The sequence below is a fragment of the Virgibacillus sediminis genome (assembly GCF_042643265.1).
GTDB lineage: Bacteria > Bacillota > Bacilli > Bacillales > Amphibacillaceae > Virgibacillus_O > Virgibacillus_O sediminis.
Window position 1 is genome coordinate 64720 of the sequence record NZ_JBHRRZ010000008.1, and the last position, 21473, is coordinate 86192.

General features: G+C 40.0%; 23 protein-coding genes. 22 read left to right on the forward strand and 1 reads right to left on the reverse strand.

What is annotated here, in order from left to right; translation table 11 throughout:
• The first annotated feature begins 280 nt into the window (after positions 1–280).
• The 4 genes from ACFODW_RS04490 to ACFODW_RS04505 all read left to right on the forward strand — a co-directional run bounded on the left by ACFODW_RS04490 (position 281) and on the right by ACFODW_RS04505 (position 5236).
• The gene (locus ACFODW_RS04490; RefSeq protein WP_390303578.1) at positions 281–1399 is read left to right on the forward strand and encodes an FAD-dependent oxidoreductase; all 1119 of its coding nucleotides are present in this window, start codon (positions 281–283) and stop codon (positions 1397–1399) included.
• A gap of 120 nt (positions 1400–1519) precedes the next feature.
• Positions 1520–2443 carry an alpha/beta hydrolase gene (locus ACFODW_RS04495; RefSeq protein WP_390303581.1) on the forward strand — a complete coding sequence of 308 codons (924 nt, stop codon included), beginning with the start codon at positions 1520–1522 and terminating at the stop codon, positions 2441–2443.
• A 310-nt stretch (positions 2444–2753) separates the two neighbouring features.
• Positions 2754–3800 carry an MBL fold metallo-hydrolase gene (locus ACFODW_RS04500; RefSeq protein WP_390303587.1) on the forward strand — a complete coding sequence of 349 codons (1047 nt, stop codon included), beginning with the start codon at positions 2754–2756 and terminating at the stop codon, positions 3798–3800.
• A gap of 191 nt (positions 3801–3991) precedes the next feature.
• Positions 3992–5236 (forward strand): MFS transporter, encoded by a 1245-nt coding sequence (locus ACFODW_RS04505; protein WP_390303590.1) that lies wholly within the window; start codon positions 3992–3994, stop codon positions 5234–5236.
• Positions 5237–5307: 71 nt separating this feature from the next.
• Here the strand turns inward: ACFODW_RS04505 and ACFODW_RS04510 are convergent, their stop codons facing one another.
• Complete coding sequence (locus ACFODW_RS04510) at positions 5308–6039, reverse strand: IclR family transcriptional regulator (RefSeq protein ID WP_390303595.1); 732 nt, start codon at positions 6037–6039, stop codon at positions 5308–5310.
• A 404-nt stretch (positions 6040–6443) separates the two neighbouring features.
• Between ACFODW_RS04510 and ACFODW_RS04515 the strand changes: the two genes are divergently transcribed.
• The 18 genes from ACFODW_RS04515 (at position 6444) to ACFODW_RS04600 (ending at position 21471) form a co-directional block, all read left to right on the forward strand.
• A complete protein-coding gene (locus ACFODW_RS04515; RefSeq protein ID WP_390303598.1) occupies positions 6444–7394 on the forward strand; it encodes a fumarylacetoacetate hydrolase family protein in 951 nt (316 codons plus the stop codon).
• 2 nt (positions 7395–7396) lie between these two features.
• Positions 7397–7903: a DinB family protein gene (locus ACFODW_RS04520; RefSeq protein WP_390303600.1), complete on the forward strand. Its 507-nt coding sequence runs from the start codon at positions 7397–7399 to the stop codon at positions 7901–7903.
• 259 nt (positions 7904–8162) lie between these two features.
• Positions 8163–9275 (forward strand): cupin domain-containing protein, encoded by a 1113-nt coding sequence (locus tag ACFODW_RS04525; RefSeq protein WP_390303603.1) that lies wholly within the window; start codon positions 8163–8165, stop codon positions 9273–9275.
• Positions 9276–9340: 65 nt separating this feature from the next.
• The gene (locus ACFODW_RS04530) at positions 9341–10552 is read left to right on the forward strand and encodes an FAD-dependent monooxygenase (RefSeq protein ID WP_390303606.1); all 1212 of its coding nucleotides are present in this window, start codon (positions 9341–9343) and stop codon (positions 10550–10552) included.
• Between the two features lie 82 nt (positions 10553–10634).
• Positions 10635–11654, forward strand: a complete 1020-nt coding sequence (locus ACFODW_RS04535; protein ID WP_390303609.1) for a TRAP transporter substrate-binding protein — start codon at positions 10635–10637, stop codon at positions 11652–11654.
• A 73-nt stretch (positions 11655–11727) separates the two neighbouring features.
• Positions 11728–12219, forward strand: a complete 492-nt coding sequence (locus ACFODW_RS04540) for a TRAP transporter small permease (protein ID WP_390303613.1) — start codon at positions 11728–11730, stop codon at positions 12217–12219.
• Complete coding sequence (locus tag ACFODW_RS04545; protein ID WP_390303616.1) at positions 12219–13496, forward strand: TRAP transporter large permease; 1278 nt, start codon at positions 12219–12221, stop codon at positions 13494–13496. The genes ACFODW_RS04540 and ACFODW_RS04545 overlap by 1 nt, the downstream gene beginning before the upstream one ends.
• A gap of 598 nt (positions 13497–14094) precedes the next feature.
• The gene (locus tag ACFODW_RS04550; RefSeq protein WP_390303619.1) at positions 14095–14460 is read left to right on the forward strand and encodes a sigma factor-like helix-turn-helix DNA-binding protein; all 366 of its coding nucleotides are present in this window, start codon (positions 14095–14097) and stop codon (positions 14458–14460) included.
• A gap of 428 nt (positions 14461–14888) precedes the next feature.
• Positions 14889–16178 carry a RecT family recombinase gene (locus ACFODW_RS04555; protein ID WP_390303622.1) on the forward strand — a complete coding sequence of 430 codons (1290 nt, stop codon included), beginning with the start codon at positions 14889–14891 and terminating at the stop codon, positions 16176–16178.
• A gap of 5 nt (positions 16179–16183) precedes the next feature.
• A complete protein-coding gene (locus ACFODW_RS04560; RefSeq protein ID WP_390303625.1) occupies positions 16184–16942 on the forward strand; it encodes a hypothetical protein in 759 nt (252 codons plus the stop codon).
• A 58-nt stretch (positions 16943–17000) separates the two neighbouring features.
• Complete coding sequence (locus ACFODW_RS04565) at positions 17001–17432, forward strand: single-stranded DNA-binding protein (protein ID WP_390303628.1); 432 nt, start codon at positions 17001–17003, stop codon at positions 17430–17432.
• A gap of 77 nt (positions 17433–17509) precedes the next feature.
• Positions 17510–18202, forward strand: a complete 693-nt coding sequence (locus tag ACFODW_RS04570) for a PD-(D/E)XK nuclease family protein (protein WP_390303631.1) — start codon at positions 17510–17512, stop codon at positions 18200–18202.
• A 122-nt stretch (positions 18203–18324) separates the two neighbouring features.
• Positions 18325–18909, forward strand: coding sequence for a hypothetical protein (locus ACFODW_RS04575; RefSeq protein WP_390303634.1), 585 nt, complete (start codon positions 18325–18327; stop codon positions 18907–18909).
• A 416-nt stretch (positions 18910–19325) separates the two neighbouring features.
• Positions 19326–19676, forward strand: coding sequence for a hypothetical protein (locus ACFODW_RS04580; RefSeq protein WP_390303637.1), 351 nt, complete (start codon positions 19326–19328; stop codon positions 19674–19676).
• Between the two features lie 116 nt (positions 19677–19792).
• The gene (locus ACFODW_RS04585) at positions 19793–20035 is read left to right on the forward strand and encodes a hypothetical protein (protein ID WP_390303640.1); all 243 of its coding nucleotides are present in this window, start codon (positions 19793–19795) and stop codon (positions 20033–20035) included.
• Positions 20032–20403, forward strand: a complete 372-nt coding sequence (locus tag ACFODW_RS04590) for a hypothetical protein (RefSeq protein ID WP_390303643.1) — start codon at positions 20032–20034, stop codon at positions 20401–20403. Before ACFODW_RS04585 ends, ACFODW_RS04590 begins: the two co-directional genes overlap by 4 nt.
• 114 nt (positions 20404–20517) lie before the next feature.
• Positions 20518–21168 (forward strand): RadC family protein, encoded by a 651-nt coding sequence (gene radC, locus ACFODW_RS04595; protein ID WP_390303646.1) that lies wholly within the window; start codon positions 20518–20520, stop codon positions 21166–21168.
• 117 nt (positions 21169–21285) lie between these two features.
• Positions 21286–21471 (forward strand): hypothetical protein, encoded by a 186-nt coding sequence (locus tag ACFODW_RS04600; RefSeq protein WP_390303649.1) that lies wholly within the window; start codon positions 21286–21288, stop codon positions 21469–21471.
• Positions 21472–21473 lie beyond the last annotated feature (2 nt).

A 21473-nucleotide genomic window follows, 5' to 3' on the forward strand; every position in this document is an offset into this window, starting at 1 on the left:
TTTTATTTCATTTGCAATTCCAGGTATTATAGCGGCCATTGCATTTTCGTTTGTTCCCTTGAGTAAAAAATCGGTCGAGATAAAGAAGATATAACTGATGAATTGGAAATGAGAGAGACTGCTAATAATGGATAGTCACTTGACTTTGCAAAAAGGATTTACGTACACAATAATTTTTCGGAATCTTTGCCAATAAGGGAATAGTGTATATATTCTATCTTCTTTAATTTAATTGGCAAAAGTTAATTAATAAAACATAAAACTTAGGAGGGGAAGATTTATGAGTCTGAAAGGCAAAAATAATTCTGAATTAAAAGTTGCTATTATCGGGGGAGGTTTCGGTGGCGCAGCAGCTGCAGTTGCCCTAAGAAGTGTAGGAATCAAAGCTGATCTGTATGAACAAGCGCCAGTCATTGGAGAAGTTGGTGCGGGCATAGGTATGCGCCCGCCAACCGTAGAGTTTTTTAAGGATTGGGGAATTTATGACGCTATGGTGAGTAAGAGTTCCGTAAGTGAGTATATGGAAGTAGTGACAGGAAAGGGGGAGGTTGTGTTCAGGGAAAGATGGCCACAATTAACGGATGAACCAAATGCAAGGTGGTCGAGATTAATTCATCGAGCAGACTTCATTGGAACTTTTTTGGAACATCTACCAACAGAATCCATCCACTTGGATCATAAATGTAAGTCGGTCATTGATTATGGAGATTATGCAGTAGTTCAATTTGAAGGCGATAAAACAATTGAAGCTGATTTAGTCATTGCCGCAGATGGAATTCGCTCCAATATCCGTTCGAAGTTTTTCAGTGATGCAGAGCCTGTTTACTCTGGAACCCATGCCTACCGGGCCGTGATAGATAAAGAAGATTCATTTGATATTGCCCCTGACAATACATTTAGAGTTTGGGTGGAAGGTGATGTGAATGTATATGTATTACCATTGCATCATAGAAATCAAATTTCATTTGATGTAACTGTTCCATCTGATGATTCCTCATGGGCCCCAGAAGTAGAAACCAAAGATATCGTAAAACATCTAACGAACTTCGATCCGAGAATTCAGAAAGTAGCAGAAAGAATTAATGACTATACATGCCGAGCACTGTATGATATTGATCCAGTCGAGCGTTGGACTTCGAACTCAATTGCCTTGCTTGGCGATGCTGCCCATGCCATGCTCCACCATCAAGGGCAAGGTGCAAATCAGGCGATACAAGATGCAGGAGCTTTGGCTGAAGCATTACGTGATGCGGATACAATTCCACAAGCTCTGCAGAGGTACCAGGCTCGTAGAAAACCAGTAACAGATAAATATCAGGAATTATCTCGTCTAAACCCATCTGAAGAGAATCAAACTGCTTTTCCAGAAAAAGAAACATTTGAAAGAGTAGCAGAGTAAGGAGTATTGATCAATATCATTCTTTTTCACAACAAATAATTGACCAATACCGGTAAAATATGTAATTAGGAAAAATCATTTGCCTACATTTGGCTGTAACAAAAAGGAGGATCATTGTAAATGGCGCTACATCCCGAGATAAAGAAAGCTTTTGAGTCGATGCCCAAGTCGGATGAACCATTAAAAATTATTCCAGAAGAACAAAGGAAATTCATGAATGAACCGGTTTTACCACTGGAAAAGCGTGTGCAAGTCCATGCGGTGGAGGATAGAACTGTTCCAACATTCGAAGCAGATATACCTGTACGAATTTATACACCAAAGGATAAAGGATCCTATCCCATCCTAATGTATTTTCATGGGGGAGCATTTTTCTCAGGCAACTTAGAAAGTCACGATGAAATTGTTCGTCCGATAGCCATGGAATCCGGTTATAAGGTGATTTCAGTGGATTACCGTCTTGCACCTGAACACCCATATCCGGCTGCATTAGAAGATTGCTATAATGTGACCAAGTGGGTTGCAGAGCATAAGGAAGAATTGAATTGGGACGGCGAGCATCTTGCGGTTGCTGGTGATAGCTCAGGGGGGAATTTAGCTGCAGCAATATCCTTGATGGCTCGTGATAGAAAAGAATTTACTATTACAAACCAAGTATTATACTATCCATCCTTAGACCTTGACTTTATAGATGAATCTCGTTATCCATCACTGACTGAAAACAGTAAGGGATATGGTTTAGAAACGGATGCTTTACCTGAATTTAATTCTTTCTATCTATCTGGGGGAGCGGATCCCAATGATCCGCTAGTTTCACCGATCAAAGAGGAAAACTTGAAGAACCTTCCGCCCGCATTGGTGATTACAGCAGAACATGACCCACTTCGCGATGAGGGTGAGTTGTTTGCTGACAACTTAAGGAAATCTGGGGTACATGTAGAGACAAAAAGATATAAAGGTGCTGTTCACGGCTTTTTAGGTAAATGGACCCATTTAGATGAATATAAAGATGTTTACCAGCGAACTGGTGAGTTTTTGAAATAAGAGATATTGCTTGAATCAATACAGAGGTCCAAAAGTTTAGGGATCCTCTTGAAGAACTAAATTCCACTGTTTGTATTGAATATTGGCTCCAAGGAGATTTTTACAATCCAGTTTCTACTGATATTGTAAATCATATGGCGACTATACTATAGTTGCAAAAGACTGCCGAGAAACCCTCGGCAGTCTATTTAACTATCAAATGGCTCTAACATAATAGCAGTGATTCTATCTTAGGTAAGGAAATGATTCACTCTAATTTATCTAAATATTTTGATATGTGGAAATGAGAAAGGGAGGCGAAATGATAAATATGACACGGATCACTTTAGTATTTACTATGGTATTGTCAGTTCTAGTCATCATAGGATGCACATCAGAAAGCTCCTTAGGCGAAGCAGAAGAGCAGGTTGAGCGGGAAGAAGTTTCTGGGGAAGAAACTAAAGAATTAAATAACGATGGAGTGGACGAAGAAGCTGATAGTGCCAGTAATCCAGAAGAAACCCAGGATATACCAGATGGTTTTAGAGTGACTGCAATTGGAGCAGGATCGCCTACTACTTATAATACAAAATCCTGGCCAGCTACTCTCGTTCAGTATCAGGACAAATATTTTTTAGTTGATTGTGGCGGTGGATGTACGAATGGGATAGCAAAAGCTGGTGTAAGGCCATCCGATATAGATAATATCTTATTTTCTCATCATCATGCCGACCATAATTCTGATTTTCTAACCATTCTAATAGCCGGATGGGCAACAGATAGTCCAAGGCCAAAATTAAACTTAGTTGGAACTGAAGGTACAAAAGCAGTATATGATTTTGCAATTGATTTTTATAAAGAAGATATCCAATATCGCATTGATGCCGGTTTTACAACCCCACAGGGAATCATCGATAATGTGGAATTGAAAGAAGTGGAGGGTGGAGAACAATTTGAACTGGATGGAGTCAAAATTTCTACGATTGAAGTACCACACTCTATTAAAACCGTAGCTTATAAATTTGAGGCTGGTGGAAAGTCAGTAGTGATCACTGGAGATACAGAATTCAGTGAAGATCTTATTGAATTCTCAAAAGATACGGATTTAGTGGTTATGGATGGAATGTTGACGGAAGTAAAAGAAGATGACCCTTCTTATAGTATGTTTCAAAAGCTGAAACCTAATTTATCAAGGGCACATATGACGTTAGAGGAAATTGGAAAAACAGCAGCAGAAGGAAATTATAAACAAATGGTGCTAACCCATTTGTTTAATGGAGAAATGGATAAAGAACTTACAACAGAAGTGTTAAGGAAACAGGGGTATGAAGGGGAAGTGATTATTGCAGAATCTCTAAAAGCCTATGAAGTCGATTAATTTAAAGGCTGTCAGTGTAAGTTGATATTAGGTGATGGTAAGGCTTAGAAAACAGACATTATTAAAAATAACACTTATAGAGCTTAGTCTCCGCAGAAATTTTGTAATATTGGTAACATTCCGTAGGCAGTTAACATTGGTCACCTAAAAATCTCCTAATAATAGGGGATAAATTTGAAAGGGTGTTTAATATGGGAGAAGGAAAATTTTGGAACTATGAGAATAAAATTGTTACGCTCTTTTTCTTCTCAGTTGGATTTGTATTTTTTGATCGACTGGCTATCAACTATCTTATTCCTTTTATGCAAAACGATTTTAGTCTGACCAATACTCAAATCGGTTTAATTGGATCGGCCTTAGCCATCACTTGGGCAATCTCTGGACCGTTGGTAGGTTATCTATCTGACAAGGTTAATGCCAAAAGAAATATTTTGATCATCTCCATTTTGCTATTTTCTGTTGTATCCCTTATGCATGGACTGGTCGCAACATTTGGGTTATTACTTGTATTGCGTTTACTAATGGGTTTACTAGAAGGTCCTATTATACCTATTACACAATCCGTTCTAGCGGTTGAATCATCCGAAAAACGCCGGGGTTTCAATTTGGGATTCTCGATGAATACAGCTCAAGGTGTATTCGGGGGATTTTTAGCCCCGCTAATCATTGTTGCGTTGGCTAACGCTTTTGATTGGCGTACTGCGTTTTACTTAACGATTATTCCAGGGCTTATCTTAGCTTTCTTTATTTGGAGATATATGAAGGAGCCGAAAACAGATGATAAAACTGTCATTTCCCCTGCTGCGGAAGGGCAAAAAATGGGCATCAAACAAGTCATGGGTAACAGAAATATCTTGTTATCCATCATAATTTTTAGTTGTTTTATGGTTTATTTGATGTCTTTTCAGATTTTCGGGCCTGTCTTTCTTGTCAACGGGAAAGGCTTATCAGAAAGTGCAATGAGTATAGTAATGGCTGGATTCGGTGCGGGAACCGCCATTTTAGGATTTGTTGTCCCAGCTATTTCTGACCGTATTGGTCGTAAGCCGGCAACACTTATTTTTGGGTTTCTCTCCCTATTTTCTCCGATTGTCGTGTTAATGTTCGATTCAGTAGCATTGATGTCTGTATTAGTGTTTATATTTTCAGCAGGGATGGGTGTAGGTGGTTTAGCAATGTCTGTTATCCCAACAGAATCCGTTCCAGCACAATATGGTGGATTTGCGGTAGGAATAACGATTGGTATAGGGGAAATCTTTGGCGGGGTTCTCAACCCTGTATTTAGTGGAATGGCTGCGGATGCTTGGGGGCTTGCTGCACCACTAATGATTGCCTCATCGGCAGCATTTACCGGCTTTTTATTCTCTCTATTTCTAAGAGAAACAGCACCAGCTAAGCTTCGAGCAAACAAAGAAAAAGTAGAAAAGCTAGCATAATATCCAGCTGGATAAGGGTAAAGAGGTATACCAACACCTGCTTTGGTATACCTTTTTAATGTTTTACTGCATTAAAATTCCATTGATATTTCTGCTTGCATTTGTTGTAGATATCGGCTAAGTGGGTCATCAATTGTTCGAGGAATATCTGAAGAGAATCCCGCAACCGTGATGATCCCAATTAACTCCATGGAATAGTCCATAATCGGAATAGAAACGGAGGACGCTTCAGCTATTAAAGGTGCTCTTGCAAAAGCAATTTTCTCCTTGCGTATCCTTTGAATTTCCTCTGTATCTTGAATGATCGAAGAAGCGTAATTCACTCTCCACTTTTTTGATTTCTGACTATCTGCGAATAGATAAAATATCTTTCCAGACGAAGAATTCGGCGGAAGTAATGTTCCAATTTCCGCACCAATATTCAATATTTGATTGGAACGATTAATTTTGGCAATGACTGGTCCGTTATAAGTTGGTACAGAAAATAGTGCGGAATTTTTCGTGTGTTCGCTGATAGATCGTAAATATGGTGTGATCATTGCTAGTATATCCTGGTTGCCCATGGCTGTCATACCGTATTTGATCAACTTGGATCCCAGGTAATACAATCCAGTATTCGAATCCCGGTAAATCCAATCATCTTGAATTAAGGTATTGATATATTTATATAAATTACTTTTGGTAATAGTTGTCTTTTCTTGGATTTCAGTGATCTTCAATGGCCTCTTCTCTTGAGCTAAGACATCTAAAATCGACATTCCAATTCTTAGAGATTGAATCGTATCCCTGCTTTTTTTCTCCATATTTATTTCTCCTCTTATTCTTTTAATTATTATTTTCTATAATTTTAATATTTTATTGGGAAAATTGATAGGCCTGCTATTCAGCAGTGAATATATCACGGGTTTCTCAGTAGTTTCTTCAATTACAAAACAGCCAAAATTCCAGGTGAAGCCTTATTTCTTCTAGATAATTTATTAGGCAAATTAATTATTTCTGACAATTTGCACATTGACATTAGTTTATATTCTGACCTATAATATTATATATAATATAACTGTGTATCACAATAGTGGAATTAATAAAAGTTAAGGTAGGTGATTTTACTGTAAAAATAATGGAGGATTTACAACTTAGTGAGTGTAGAAAGGGACATAAACGGGGTTCAGACAAAACCTAAATTCTTAAAAACAAAAGGGAGAATTCGATGAGACTTATTACATTTACTGTAGATGGTTATTCAAGAGTCGGAGCAATTGTTGAAGAGAATAAAGTAGTAGATCTTAATCATGCATATCAAGCCCAATTGCAAAGGGAAGGAAAATATCGCTATGAGCAAATTGCAGAGGCTTTTGTTCCGTCTAAAATGGAAGCGTTTTTACAAGGTGGGAATGAAAGTATCGATATAGCCCGGAAAGCCGTTGATTTTGCATTAGGAAATCAAACTTCCTCTGAGCACAAATTAGTTTATAGCAAAAACGAAGTAAAAGTGGAAGCCCCATTATCTAAACCTGGAAAAATGATTTGTGTGGGCCATAATTATCGGGAACATATTTTGGAAATGGGCCGGGAGTTGCCATCCAATCCCGTAGTTTTTGCCAAATTTGCAAACACTATAGTCGGTCCCGAAGATGATATTCCGCACTACCCGATATCTGAACAACTGGATTATGAAGCGGAATTTGCTTTTGTAGTGGGAAGTCAGGCTCGTAATGTTTCAGAGGATGATGCATTGGATTATGTGGCTGGTTATACGATCGTAAACGATGTCACTTATCGGGATATTCAACGGCGTACCCTTCAATGGCTACAAGGGAAAGCAGTGGAAGGCAGTGCTCCAATGGGTCCGTGGCTAGTTACTTCTGATGAACTAACTGATCCTTCCGGCTTAGAAATTGTGCTTACGGTAAACGGGGAAGAACGCCAACGTTCGAATACGAGAAATTTAGTATTTACCGTTCAAAAGCTTGTTGCTTTCCTATCTAACCTAATGACGCTAGAGCCTGGTGATATTGTTCTTACGGGCACTCCAGGCGGTGTAGGTTTCGCACGTGATCCACAAGTATTCTTGAAAGACGGAGACGTTGTCAAAATTGAAGTGGACAATGTTGGAACACTTGAAAATAAAGTAGCATTGCAAAAAGGAGTAGAAGCATAAAAATGGCAAATTCAAAGGCAGAGAGTTATATCGAATCTATTAACAGTTCACTAGATAAAATTGTGGCTACTGTCAATGATTTATCCGAAGACACGATCCGCTGGAAACCATCGGAAGAGGAATGGTCTATTTTACAAATCTTATCTCATGTATGGGAATCTACGAATTACTGGTTAGGAGAGTTAGAGACGATCCTCGAAACTCCAGGTTCTGAATGGGGGAGAGGATTACAAAATCCAAAACGATTAGCAGCAGTTGAAAAACCAGAAGAATTAAAAGTTGACGAGGCTATTACGGTAGTGGAAGAACTCAAAGAAAAGGTAACAAATCGAATATCAAAAGTAAGGGACGATAGGTTAAAAGAAGAAAACCCCCACCGGAACTTTGAAAAATTTGGAAACCAGCCAGTATCCTTCTTAATCGAACATTTTTTAGTAGAACATATTGAAGGACACTACGGGCAAATACAACGCAACCTCAGCAAGTTAAGCAGCAAAAGTGCTAATTAAAAGTGAGAGATTAGATACTTAACTGTATCGCGAAAGAAGGCGGCTTAAGATGCTTGTTGGCCTCCGTCCCGGACAAACGGGATTTCTGCGGACAACTTCCTCGATAGAAATGCTTTCCTTGAAAGTAATTTTAGCGGGAGGTGTAAGCTAAGTTATTCTCCGGGACGGTAGATTGAGGCCGGCATATGTACCGTATAACTGCAATGCTTTTACAAGCGAAGGTTTTCGAAAAAAGCCTAAATAAAAAGGAGTTTTTCTAATGGTTGAAAAGGCAAATTTTCTTCAAGACAAAGATGTAAGGGATTTCACTAAGGACATTCAGCAGTATAACCTTGGACCATTATGGGAAGCAATTCCAGAAGTAATGAATAAAAACCCAGAACCTCATGCAAATGCTTACTTATGGTCAAGTGAACTAATCGAAAAGAAACTAATGGAAGCAGCAGAAATCTTCACCCCGGAACGGGGAGGAGAACGTCGGGCCATTTATTTCCAAAACCCTGGCTTAACCTATCGTAATCCATGGGGCCATGTTTCCACTACACAGACATTATATGCTGCTGTTCAAATGCTTTTACCTGGTGAAGAAGCGCCGTCCCATCGACATACACAAAGTGCTCTCCGTTTTATTACAGAAGGAGAAGGCGCTTATACCATTGTACAAGGGGAACGGATTTTTATGGAAGAAGGAGATTTCCTCACCACTCCTAAAAATCTATGGCATGGTCATGGACACCTAGGTGACAAGCGAATGATTTGGATGGATGCGTTGGATATCCCGACGATTTACAATATTGGCGGAACGTTTTTTGAGCCATATGAAGCAGGATTGCAACAACCAAATGTTCCGGATAACTTCTCTGAAAAAAGGTATAGAGGTGGAATGGTTCGTCCGGTTGGAGATGAAAAATTCGATGTTGCACCATTAGCAAACTATAAATGGAGCCGTACGCTGGATGCAATTAACGGGCTAATGGAATTTCCTCCAGATCCAAACCATGGATATGCAGTAGATTATATTAACCCAACAACTGGGAAATCTGCCAACCCAACGATGGGTACACGAATGCAGTTTCTTCCAAAGGACTTTGGTACGAAAGCACTGCGTCATACACATTCAACCATTTATCATGCGTATAAAGGATCTGGCTATACGATTATTAATGGCGTCAGGTTCGATTGGAAAGCTGGCGACTATTTCGTAGTGCCAAACTGGGCATGGTATGAGCATATACCAGCTGAAGATTCTTACCTTTTTTCTGTAAATGATATTCCTATAATGAATCGGTTTGAACTAGAAAGAGAAGAAAAGTATGAGAAAAACAACGGCCACCAAACGGTAACTGGAGAATTTGAACCGGACTTTAGATGAGGCTTCCAGGGGAAATATATATGCTTTGTTTTCCAACTATTACACACTCAAGGGGAGGAAAGAAAATGATAAACAGTAAAGAAAATCCGATCATCGTTGTTGGTGGAGGAATTGGTGGCTTAGCAACCGCACTTGGCCTCGCACAAGCCGATAGATATGTAAAAGTACTGGAACAAGCTCCAGAATTTGGCGAGGTAGGAGCGGGAATTCAGCTTGCAGCGAATGCAACAAATGTTTTACAAAAATTAGGGGTAATGGATAAAGTCAGTGAAGTTTCTGTTTTTCCAAAACGCTTGGTTTTAATGGATGCGTTTACAGGTGAGGAACTATCCGCATTGAATATCGATGAATTATATAGAGAAAGGTATGGTGCGCCGTATGTTGTACTGCATCGTACCGATCTTCAAAAAACACTTATTGATGCATGTGAAAACCATCCGAAAATAGAACTACTGACAAACCAAGAAATTACCAATGCTGAAAATAATGATGACTCTGTACAAGTATTTACGGCGGCAGGTGAATCCTACACAGGCTCAGCGGTAATTGGCGCTGACGGATTGTGGTCAAAGACACGTAAACTATTTGTCGACGACCAACCAGTATGCTCTGAATATGTAGCCTATCGGGGAGCAATTCCAATGGAAGAAGTAGCAAATGCGAATGTTGGGGATCCAGAAGATGTTTATATGTTTATTGGCCCAAACATGCATGTCGTTCAATATCCGGTAAGACGTGGGGAGTTATATAATCAGGTTGTCGTGTTCAAGAGCAGCCAATACAGAAAAGAAATTGAACATACAGACCAGTGGGGAACACCAGAAGAAATGGACGAAGTATTCAAAGATACATGTGACCGAGTGAAAACAGCTATTTCTTATATTTCCAGGCAGAAAAGATGGCCAATGTACGATAGGGATCCAATCGAGAATTGGACACAAGGAAATATTACCTTAATGGGAGATGCTGCACATCCGATGCTTCAATATTTGGCACAGGGGGCTTGCCAAGCATTAGAAGATGCAGGATACCTAGCGGATGTTGTTAGACAGCACGGCGATAACTACAGTGAAGCATTTAGAAAATATCAAAAAGAACGTCAGCCACGAACTGCTTATGTACAGACCAGTGCAAGAAAATGGGGAGAAATTATCCATGCTACTGATCCTATTATGACACTGCTGCGTAATAAGATTTTAGAAAATCGAACAGATAAAGATTACAAATATGTTGATCAGTACCATGGCTATAATAAAGTATTGGAAAAGGTTAATTAAAGGTGAATATTAGACAAAAAACAATAGAGGAGATTTCCTTTATTGTTTTTTGCCAGATATTTTTCATGATAGGAGGAAGTTTATGAAAGTTTCTAGGCTAAGAAAAGGATTGATTTGTAGTCTTTTTGTCTCTATTATTCTGCTATTGACAGCATGTGGGGGAAGCGAGACGAGTGGGTCGGGTGGTGCCAGTGAGGATGGAACATATACTTTTAAGGTTTCCCACGTTGTACAGGAATCTCATATATGGCACAAAACGGCTGAAAAGTTTGATGGGGAATTACAGGCTGCCTCAGATGGCAGAATGTCTTTAGAAATTTATCCTGCATCACAATTGGGACTGGAGCAGGACATGGTACAACAGATGGAATCTGGATCTATTGACTTTGGTTTTCTTACAAACGCTTACATGAGTACGAGGGAAGATTCTCTTAATGCATGGTTTATGCCATTCCTATTCAGTGATTTAGCAGAAGCAGCAGAAATGAGAAACTCGGAGGAAGCAAGGGAAATGCTCGCATCCTTAGAATCTCAAGGTTTAGTAGGACTTGATTTCGGATTTGCTGGGAATCGTCATATTCTATTAAAAGAAGGTTTTGTGCAATCACCGGAAGATATTAAAGGGAAAAAGGTTCGAATAATTGGCAGTCCAGCATTCCAAAGTTTCTGGGACAAAACTTCTGCTGGCCCTACTGCAATGCCCTTATCTGAGGTTTACACATCTCTGCAAACAGGTGTCATTGATGGGATGGATATTGACTTGGATGCATTGGTCACTGAAAAATACTATGAAAACGCTGAGTATTTAACATTAACCAATCATGCAACATTCCCTACGGTGATTGCAATGAGTAAACAGGTCTTTGACGGCTTATCTGACGAAGATCAAGAAATTATTCAAACATCACTGGAGAAGGCTGTTGATTGGGGAGTAGAAGAAGCAATCCAGCGGGAGGAAACGAATTTAGAAAAGTTGAAAGAAGAAGGTGTACTGGTAAAGGAACTTGATGGGTCTGCTTTTGAAGATGTTTCAAACGAGGTTCGTGACGAGTTCTCTGCTGAGTCTGAGATTATTAAAAACTTTATAGAAACTGCAGAGTAATAGTTTAGATAACGTAATAGTGGCTTCTAATTATCTCCTTAGAAGCTGCTATTCCAGTTAAAGGAGTGATCGCATGAAATTTATCGAGAATGTAAGTGAACTGGTATATAAAATAGAGAAGGGTATAGTAGCCTTTTTGTGTTCTATTATCCTTATTTCCTTAACATTGGGAGTAATTTTTCGGTACGTTCTAAGTGCACCATTAACATGGCCAAATGAAACGGCTATTTTTTCGCTTGCATGGCTGACTTTTGTTGGTGGGAGTATGACCATTAAAACGTCAACTGCACCAACAATTGACATCATAGTGGAAAATTTACGTGGTAGACTAAAACATGTAATTAATGTAATAGGATATCTTCTAATGTTTCTTTTTGTTTCCTACATTTTCTATCTATCCATCAATTGGTTAAGTTCCCCGAATATCTTAATTCAGCGATCCGGATCGATGGAATTGCCGATGATTATTCCGTATTTAAGCATACCTGTTAGTTTTCTCTTTATGTTAATACATGTTTTAGAGTTACTGCTTCATAGCATCTTTCCTAACAAGGAGGTAGAGTGATGGCCATTACAATTACCGCGTTTATCGTGCTTTTATTAATCAAAATACCGATTGCTTTAGTACTTGGGATGACAACGGTAATATACATCTGGGTTACAGGAAATATCGGTATCTTAACGACGCTTCCACAAAGGCTGTATTCTGGAATGGAAAACTACGGGTTATTGGCCATTCCATTATTTATGTTAGCAGGAGAATTAATGAATTCAGGTGGCCTGACGAAACGATTAGTAGGGTTTGCTCAGACCGTTGTTGGTCATTTTAGGGGAGGCCTGGCTTATGTAAACATCCTAGCCAACATGATGCTTGCTTCTATTATTGGTTCCGCGTCCGCCCAAATTGCGATGATGAGCAGAACCATGGTACCAGCTATGGAAAAAGAGGGATATTCCAGAGATTTTAGTACGGCTACTACGGCCTCCGCAGGGTTATTAGGACCGATTATCCCACCGAGTATGTTATTTATTATCTATGGTGTAGGGTCTGGAGTTTCTATTGGGGAGATGTTTTTAGCAGGTGTACTTCCGGGGATTCTGCTGTCATTAACATTTATTATCTTAATTGCATTGATTGGGATGAAACAAAAGTGGCCAACTCATGACAGAGCAAAGATTATGGAAGTCGCTAGAAGCTTTACTACTGTGATTCCCGCCTTACTCGTTCCTCTTATTATTATTGTAGGGGTCATCAGCGGAGCCTTTACACCAACCGAATCTGCAGCCATAGCTAGTGTGGTTGCCTTGATTAGCGGATTTTTCTTTTATCGGGAAATCAAGTTAAAGGACACCCCATCAATATTAGTAAATACTGCAAAAACTACTGCAATGATTACCTTATTAATTGCCATGGCTAATATTTTCGGATGGATGCTTTCCTTTGAACAAGTCCCCCAGACCATTGCCTCATGGATGGCATCCTTAACGGAAAATCCATTAATTTTTTTATTGCTAGTTAATTTATTTTTACTTTTTGTAGGAATGTTTATGGATGGAATTGCTGCACTCGTCATTTTAATCCCCATCTTTACCCCTTTACTAGTAACCTATGGAATAGATCCGATCCATTTTGGGGTAATTATGTGTATTAACCTAGCCGCAGGGTTACTGACTCCGCCGGTTGGTTCAGGTATTTACATTGCGTCATCCCTTGCTAATATATCAATCGGTCAATTAACACGGGCAATCTTACCGTTCCTATTGGTAACATATGTGGTCCTCGTCATTTTGACGTATGTACCTGATATTGTATTGTGGCTGCCAGCAGTAATTGGAGAATAAGAAGGATGGCCTAATAGATCGAAAATTATGGTATACATGTTGAATTGGAATAAGTTCTTACCAAAGCGAGAACTCTTACATTAACAAAGAGACGTTTCCTGAATAAGAGTATCTTGAATGGATATAAATCTGAACACAAGAGATAGAGTTTGTTGAAATTAGTGGTTAATTAAGTCAAAGTTAAAAGTTGTTAGTATTTTTTACTCCATCGATAATTGACGAATTAAATAAGCTGGAGAGATAGGTTGAATGGCCTTAATCATTGGAGAAACTCAAATGGTCATCCATTGTGAGAGTGAGGAATGAGAAGATCTGGTAGTGAAGTTATTAAATATAGGTATGGTATTACTCTTTGGAATAGGGATTACCTCTTTTATTTTTACGGGAGTTAATCCACCGGCACTGATCACATCTTTACAGTTCCAAGGATAAATGTCTCGTTAAAGATTTTATGTTTGTTTTATTAATCGCTACAATAGCATGCAGGTAATAGACAAACAAGCAAAACTTGTACATGTGTGAATGCCTTTTTTACATCTGTGTTCATTATGTTAGTGTTGGACTCAAAATATCTGAACAATTAATGAGGAGTATTTCAATGCAACAGGAAAACAATTTAAGTAAAGATGATGCAATCTTCTTTATGGATATGGTTGGATCTGTGAAAAGTCCTAATTTTGAAACTAGAATGAATGGGGTAAAACCATACTATAAAATCATAAAAGAGAGAGATTCCAATAAATTCAGGAGGTTTATTAGAATATATATAGCTTTGAGGCATATTTTATCTGAAAGAGAACAGGTAGTTTTAAATGAATTATATGGATTAATTAAAGAAGGTAGCCAATTAAAAACAGTAGGTGCATTATTAAATATAACACCTGAACGTGTAAGACAAATACGCAATCAGGCTGAGAGGAAAATAGTGAGGGAGGTTTTGAGGGTGGTAAAGGTCTCTAATTAACAAACCTACGCTAATAGTTGCTTAGATACCGATCGATTATTTTGACATCATCATAATATTCTGTTATTGTGCAGGTATAGTTATCAAGTGTACCTGTCATCCAACCGATGGAAGTCGTCATATCCTCATCATGAGAGGGAGATTCGACACAAAAGTATTTCTGTTAAAAGTGCTGAAGGAACACAGCAACATCTACCGGATGTGAAAAACGTCCAAAATAATGGTATTAAAACTCAAGATATTAAAAGTGGTGTATTGCACGAGCGATACGCTTTTTTTATTGCTTATAAAAGCCAGTTTACCTATGGGGTCAACTGGCTTTTTTTCATGTATATAAAAATCTCAGTGAAGGGAGTGATGGTATGACCTGACCGAGTTTTTGTCTGTCGCCATATCACACAAAATCTTATGAAGGAGTGGATGAAATCATGGAAAAAGCTATTCAATTCTCGAACAATGAAAAGTCGCTGATCTGGAACCGGTTTATTAAACCAGCCAACGGCACACAGGAAGAGGCCGAACATTTTCTTGAAGTCTGTGAGAACTTCGGGCTGAATCCACTGTTGGGGGATATCGTCTTTCAGCGCTATGAGACCAAACGTGGAGCCAAGACCCAGTTCATCACCACAAGGGACGGCCTTCTTCGTGTAGCCACCCGTCAGCCGGGGTATGTCGGACCGCCTAACGCTAACGTTGTTAAAGAAGGCGATCATTTTGAGTTTTTACCTTCTGAGGGGACGGTCAGACATCAATTCGGCACTAAGCGTGGGAAGATCCTGGGGGCATATGCGATCATGCAGCATAAGACCCACCACCCTGTAGCCGTCTTTGTTGACTTCGAGGAGTACTTCCAAGCTAACAGTGGAAGGCAAAACTCCCGGTATGGCAACCCCAACGTCTGGGACACCCTCCCGAGCGCCATGATTGTCAAGATAGCAGAAACTTTTGTATTGCGCCGGCAGTTTCCATTGGGAGGACTGCATACGCAGGAGGAAATCGGGCTGGATGAAGACATGCCAACAGAGGGTGCAGGCCAAACACCACAGAAACAGCAGGCATCCGAAATTCTGCAACCTGCTAAAGAAGTTCAACAGGAAGCTGAACAGTCGGAACCAGAAACACTCACTAATGAGGTGGCAATAAAATCATTTGATATCAAGACGACCTCCTCGGAAAAGAAGTATGGCCTGCTCATGGTTCAAAGCAAGGAGTCTGAGAAAAAATTCCAGGTATTGGTGAAGGATGAACAATTAATGGAATCCTTAAAACAGGTAACTGAAGGAGAAATACTAGAGTTGGAACTCTATGAGGAAAACAGTTTTTATTTCCTAAAAAATTATGCCAAAACAATTTCAAACCAAGAAGATGAAGATGAAAACGCAGAGGTGAGCCAAACCGGTCAGCCATCTGACCAGCCTGATGATCCTGCTCAAGAATCTGAGAGCGAACAGCAGGAGCCCTCAGCTCAGACAGAATCCGGTAATGCTTATAACGTTTTCATCCAAAACGTCACAATTGGTGAAAAAGCATCGGAGAAATTCGCGAAGATTGCCGGCGTTATTGATGGCAAAAATCAACTGATCCTTGCGCGTGGAAATGAAGCTGTTCAAAAAGCGGAGAGGTTGGAACAAGGAGCTGACGCCAGCCTCATCTTGAAAAAAGAGAATGGATTCCTTTTTCTGGTTGATGTTGTTCAGCCAGCCGAAAAAGCGGGGTGATCATCGTGCTGCCTAGCATTCTGGATGTGGCTCAGAAGTTTGGAATACAATTTGAAACAAGGAGTTACGGCAAAAAGGAAACCAGATGCAAATGCCCGTTTTGCGAGGAGGATGCCAACAAGCCGAAGAAATATTACCTTTCCTTGAACACAGTCGATAACGTTTACAAGTGTTGGTACTGCAAGACTTCCGGTGGAGTGCTGGATTTTGAAGTGCAACTCAGCGGCAAGCCTTATGACAAGGTGAAGGAACAGTACTTTGGTAAAAAGAAGAGAAAACTGCATCCGGCCTACCTGCTGAATCCCTATCAGCTGGACCGGATCGGTTGGAAGGAGTACAAAAGGAAATCGTTCCAAGATTTCTTGCAGAAACGGGAGCAGGTCATCAAAGATTGGAAGCAATACGTCCATGATGAAATGGTGGTGAACTATGCCCTATTCATCTGCATCGCTCATCTGGAAAATCAGGAGAAGCGCCAAGAGGAGTTATTGGAATGGTTGATACAAAGCTGTTGGGAGGCTTATATCCCAAATATGTACACACGGATCCAAGATGAATTTTTGAAACCGAGTGAAGCTGCTGCGGATTGGGCGAGAGAAGGAATCGAACTGGGACGGAGTGCATGGAGGGTCTGTCTGAAGACCATGGATTTTGAACTGGAGACATTGCTTCTGAACATCATGTTCATCCATTATGCAGCCCACATGGAAACTAAAAAAAGACACGTTCCGAAAGAGAAACGTGTCACACAAAAAGTTATTTAACTTGGTTTAGTCTACCAAGGTCAAAAACAAAAATCAAATCGAAGGGAAGTTTTATGAAATGAATAACGTTCAATTAATCGGTCGCATGACAAAAGATGTGGACATGAAATATACGCAGAACGGAAATGCTGTGGCAACATTTACACTGGCGGTGAACCGTCCATTCAAAAATAATCAAGGCAGTCAGGACGCGGATTTCATTCGTTGTCAGGTATGGAGGAAACCCGCGGAGAATACAGCACAATATTGCAGGAAAGGTTCTCAAGTAGGCGTGACCGGCCGCATTCAGACCCGTTCCTTTGAAGGACAGGATGGAAAGACGGTATTCATAACCGAAGTGGTTGCCGATCATGTTGAGTTTCTTGATACCCGTAACCAGAATGGACAGGGGAACCAATCCAACCCCAATAACCAGAGTCGTCCACAGAATAATCCATATCAATCCCAGGGCGTACCTGTGGATGTGAATGATGACGACCTGCCATTTTAAAATGATTGAAGAGTGAAGAGAGATGGAATCAAATCTGTCTCTCTTCTTTCATCTATACGTGAAAGGAGAAGGGAAAGATGATATTTTCATTCTCACGATTAAATCTGTACAGCCAATGTCCCTACCGTTTCTACAACAAGTATGTCTTAGGAAAAGAAGAGCCCGTGACAAAGCCGTTGGCTCTTGGAAAGGCGGTCCATCAGGCCATCGACGATATAATCAATGGTGCCAGCCATGAGGAGGCCGTTTTGAACGGGTATGCAGCCACAGGGTTTCATGAAGAACTGATGCATCAGGAGATTTCGGATCTAGTGGAACGCGCCCCAGTTCACCGGAATATGGGCAGAACGGAAGTGTATTTTAAACTCCCGCTATCTAAAAGCCATAACGCACCGGAAATTCAAGGCTATATTGATCTCTTGTCACCTGATGGAGCGATTACAGACTGGAAGACGAACAGGTCAATTTACGGAGTACAGGATAATAAGCAGTTAGCTTTATACGCTTGGGCAACTAGCCAAAAAACAGGCATAGATAGAGTAAAGGGAATCCTGTACTTCTTACGTTTTCGTATAGAGAAGGGAAGGATATTCAGCAAAGAGGAAATGGAAAAGGCGAGAAAATGGGCATTGGATACAGCCGACGAAATCAATGAGAGGCTGAATTTGTTGGAGATCATGCCTGAGGAGAGGGGAAAATTATTCCCGCCAAGACCATCACGCCAGTGTAGTCACTGCCCGTTTGCTAGTCAATGTGTGAAAAGATTATGATAATAAAATATACCAATGGAGGATAACCTTTAAATAGTATTTATGTAAAATTGAAAATCATATAGACTATTCATGGTAAGAGTTGGTAAAATATAGTTAATTAACTAATTAAGGGTGATAATATGGCTAAAATACCAGTCAAACCGATTCTTGGTGCAGTTAAATACTATGGGCCGAAAGCAAAAAATTTAGTTAAAGATAATTGGAGAGTTGCGGCTCCAGTTGTGCTACAAGGTGTTGAGTCCTTCAAAAAATATAATGAAAATAAACATCAGCAAGGGAAGGTTCCTTTTCGAAAGTTACGTTATGCTTATTATAATACTGAGGTACTACCAAATTTAAATAATAGAAAAAAGAGTGAGCTATTCCAATTTAAATTAGAAATAGAGCAATTTATTAAGCAGATTGAAGAGGAAGAGGAAAAAGAAGTTGCTGTTAAAAAAAGAATACATTCAAAACGAATAATAAAATGGAAAGATGTCCTAAAACAAATTGAAGATAAGATGGCTGTAAGTGATTACCAAGAGTATTTAAAAATATATAATAATATAGAATATGATAGTCAATATTTTGAGGACTATGAAGGGCTTATAAATAAATTTAAAACGCTTATTGAGAACAATGATAAGGATAAAATACACAGCTTTCTTCTTTTAAACACTAACAAAAGTTCTAACGAGATAAAAAAAGACTTTTTTTCTCTTTAATAATATATTAAAGTTATTTATTATATAGCAAGTTAGAGCAGGATAAGGGGATTCCTGCTGAGTCTAAATTGAATTGAATGGTTTATATTGACAATTTTAAACTATTTCAGTAAGCTATCAGTATATTATTAAGTATTCAACCTGCATCCTGTGCAGCAGTCGTCAGGCCTTCTTTAAGAAGGAGATTCGGCATAAAGCATCTCTGGCCTTTGGTTTTGGTGATAATAACACGTAAAAAGGCAGTATGTTATCGAACACGATAAATACACAATGAATATCATATCAAGATATCGTAAAAAGGAGTATTGCTACTTGCAATGCTTTTTTTCATGCGGATAAAAAAGTCGATTGATTCCTCCGGGGATTGGTCGGCTTTTTTTATATATAAAAATCAACTGAAAAGGAGTGGAAAACAAATGGGATATCAGGAGTCTTACATTCGATTCCGAAGTGAAAGAGATCTACGAAAGGAATGGAAACAGTACAAGGAGCGAGTAAAACAAGAGACCCCGTTGCTGGCAGAAGTAGTGTGCGCCAGCAGTGCTAAAAAGGATGTGTATCCGATTAAACAAGGGGAAATGATGCTGGTTGTAGTCGGTGAACGCAGTGCGCAGAAAATGCATACCATCGAGCGTTCCTTAGACATCAAGAGGGTTAAAGGCATCATACCCATAGATGACTTCATCGTACTGGCTGGTGAGCAACATATGCATCTGGATGAGTTCCTTCAATCTCATTTTCATGTGTTGACCCGGGAGGAAGAATAGGACTTTCTCCATTCAAAAAGTAACTTTATATACACTGATTAAAGAAGCTGATTAGATCCCACGGGAGCTAATGGGCTTTTTTAATATAAAAAATCTATTGGAAAGGAAGGATGTCCATGTCATATGCATGGTTCAAAAAGCAGAAGAAGGTGTTCATCGCATTTGCCGGTGAGGATAACAAGAACCAGTTCCTGGTTCGGAAGGGAAAGCAGTATTTCCACCTATCCGGTGAAAAAGAGGTCCGGAAATTAAGTCTTAAAGAGGCTTATCAGATCTTTCTCTTGATCTCCATGAAAGAAGTGGAATTCCGGGGCATTGGTTCTTTTCAAAACATGAATAAAGGAGTGGAAGTGAAGTGAGTACAGCATTAAAACTACAAGAAGAGGAATTGCAAACGCATGAAGAGGCTGTTCAACTGGCGAATGAAATCAACCGGTTGGAAGCAGCGCTGAAACAGATGAAAGCGGTATTGAAATCCTATGTAAAAGATCATGGGGGAATCGATACGGGCGAGGAAGTCTGGGACTTCTATGAATCTGTTTCTTGGAAGTTTGATCGGCAGCGCTTGAAAGAGCTGGCAGGGGAAATGGCCATGGAAGGCATTGACCCGTGGGAGATGCTGAACATCTCCAAAGCCAATCTAAACAAGTTGGGATGGGAGGAACAGCGCCTTTCCAAATTGGGCACAAAAAAAGTGACGCAAAGATTTACGTCACGAAAGAAATAAAATAGTTGAATACAGAAATTATATCTTAAAATAAGCCTTCCATCAAGGCATACAATCAGATGGCATGCAAGACGGGTGCCATCTGGTTCCTGTCTTGCATGGAAAGGAGATAATATGAGCGTGATAGAAAAAGCGAGAGAAGCAGTGGCAACGTATGAATCCATTGGGGAGCACGGGCTGATCAGCACGTATGACATTCTTTCGGTGGTGCTCGGACCATTCGCTTCCAGGGAAACGGTCCTCAAGCTGAGTGAGCATTCCATACGCAGTCTGGCTGAAATGACCGTCCATGAATTGGAAGCGGAAGGGTTGACGCATAATCAGGCGCTGACGCTCCATGCGGCAATGCTGTTGAGTAAGCGATACACCCAGACAGAGAACAGGCATGGAACCGTGATTCGCACACCTGAAGATGCAGCCGACTATCTCATGGAGGAAATGCGCCAGTACAAACAGGAGCACTTCGTGGCTTTGATGCTGAACACCAAAAATGAGGTCACGCATAAAAAAACGATTTTCATAGGCAGCCTGAATGCTTCGGTCGTTCACCCAAGAGAACTTTTCCGTGAGGCGGTGAAGTGTTCGGCTTCCTCCGTCATCGTGGCTCACAACCATCCAAGTGGAACTCCGTCTCCCTCACAGGAGGATATTCATATCACTCGCAAATTGACGGAGTCGGGGAAAACCATTGGGATTGAGGTGCTGGATCACGTGATACTGGGAGACCGGAAATTCGTCAGTCTGAAAGAAAAAGGCTATATGTAAAAGGTACATGAATAGGAACGATGAAAAGACATTCTGGAGACGCCGGTCCCCGGAGTGTCTTTCTTTTTGTTTAGACAGCTTCTACCCATAAAAGTAAACGGAAAGGAGAACGATACCATGAAAGTTAAAAATGAATTGATTACCTGCGAAATCTGTGATGCTCAAACCAGTTTAGACGATGCCCTATTCGATGAACAGGCGGAAGTCTATTTCTGTGACAACGGCTGCTTCGAGGATTGGGCGGATGACAACTTCCATGACATTGTGGAGCAATACAGGGAGATGCACGTGTACGCAGGATAAAA